The sequence below is a fragment of the Oleiphilus sp. HI0123 genome (assembly GCF_001635315.1).
On record NZ_LWGE01000768.1, the window covers coordinates 1 to 1670 of the forward strand.

A 1670-nucleotide genomic window follows, 5' to 3' on the forward strand; every position below is an offset into this window, starting at 1 on the left:
GGCATTAGACATGATTCGGCCGGCTGGAATAACGCCGTTTTCTAGTGCCCACTTGAAGTCGTTGTAGACGGTTTCTCTTTTGCCCTCTTCTTCTACAGATGAAAGCGCTTTGGCAACACGCTCATAGGTAGCGTCAATGTTTTGATCGACGGCCTGACCAGTTTTAGTTTTTAGCTGGTACTTAGTGTGCCAGATATCTTGAGAAGCGTCTTGCATTGGTAATGGAGAGACAAGTGGTTCAACTTTGGCGTTCATGTATGACCTCTATCTGGAATATCATTTTTTCAGTTGTTATTAAGAGTAGGCTAAAACGGCTGAGTTAATGCTGATTAGCGCTTCTATATATAGTGTTAGTTTGGTACATCACTTTACCGCACACTGTTTCTAGCTTTAGTGGCATAAGCCGCTGACATCAAAGCTTGTTCAGTATGTAAAAACCCGAAAAAGGCTGGTCCATTGGGGGCTAATACTGTCCTTATTACATCAATATATAGGGGGCGTTTTGTTTTAGTATCCACTACATGTTGTTGTGTATGCGGGAAGTATAACACTATATTGTGGTGTGTGAAGTTTCTTTTCCGATTTTTTTATTGTGTAAATATCAAGGTGGTCGAGACTGGTTTGTCAATACTTTGGGGCGATAAAATATGAGGAAAAGGAAGGTGCTTGTATTTATGGGCTTTGCAGAATTAGTGCTTACTTATCTTTTTATGTTAGCACTAGATATAGTGTTTTGTTATAGGCATCTCAGTCCTAGATCTGTAAGCGGAATGTGTAGGTTTTGCTAATACTAGAGGCGAACTAAATGAAGGCGCTAAGATATAGCGCCTTAAATTCGGTTTGCTTTTTAATCGCCTTTTTGTTCAGACTGACATGCCTGTACGGCCGTTAGTGCAATGGTAAAGACGATATCTTCTATTAATGCGCCACGAGATAAGTCGTTAACAGGTTTGCGCAAACCTTGTAGCATTGGGCCGATACTGATTACATTGGCGCTACGTTGTACAGCTTTGTAGGTGGTGTTACCAGTATTTAGATCTGGGAAGATAAAAACGGTTGCTTGACCGGCCACCGGGCTGTTCGGTGCCTTTTTCTTGGCGACACTTTCAATCGCCGCCGCATCGTATTGGAGGGGGCCGTCAATTACGAGGTCTGGCCTTAAGTTCTTAGCGATCTCAGTAGCTTCACGAACTTTGTCGACGTCTGCGCCGGTGCCGCTTACACCTGTGCTATAGGAAATCATGGCGACTTTGGGGTCAATGCCAAATGCTTTGGCTGAGTCGGCACTTTGTATCGCAATATCGGCCAGCTGTTCGGCATTCGGGTCTGGGTTGATGGCGCAGTCACCATATACAAGTACTTGGTCGGGGAGGCACATGAAGAAAACTGAAGACACTACCTTGGCGCAATCGTTTGTTTTAATCAACTGAAGCGCGGGGCGCACAGTGTTGGCTGTTGTGTGAACAGCTCCTGATACAAGCCCGTCAACTTCATCTAGCGCCACCATCATCGTTGCGAGTACGACATTGTCTTCTAGCATTGCTCGCGCCATTTGGTGACTCACGCCTTTATGCTTTCTGATCTCTGTCATTGGGATGACATAGCGTTCACGTGCTTCGTCTGGGTCGACGATCTGAATATCACTGGAAAGCGTGACACCCTGAGCACTC

The 1670-nt window shown here is 45.1% G+C and carries 2 protein-coding genes; both read right to left on the reverse strand.

Features of this window, described 5'->3' with window-relative positions; translation table 11 throughout:
* On the reverse strand, positions 1–255 hold a 255-nt coding region (locus A3761_RS06785), incomplete at its 3' end, for a ribonucleotide reductase N-terminal alpha domain-containing protein (RefSeq protein ID WP_369808188.1).
* Positions 256–847: 592 nt separating this feature from the next.
* Positions 848–1670 (reverse strand): phosphate acetyltransferase (pta, locus tag A3761_RS06790; RefSeq protein ID WP_068750015.1); only part of this gene is annotated, 823 nt, incomplete at its 5' end.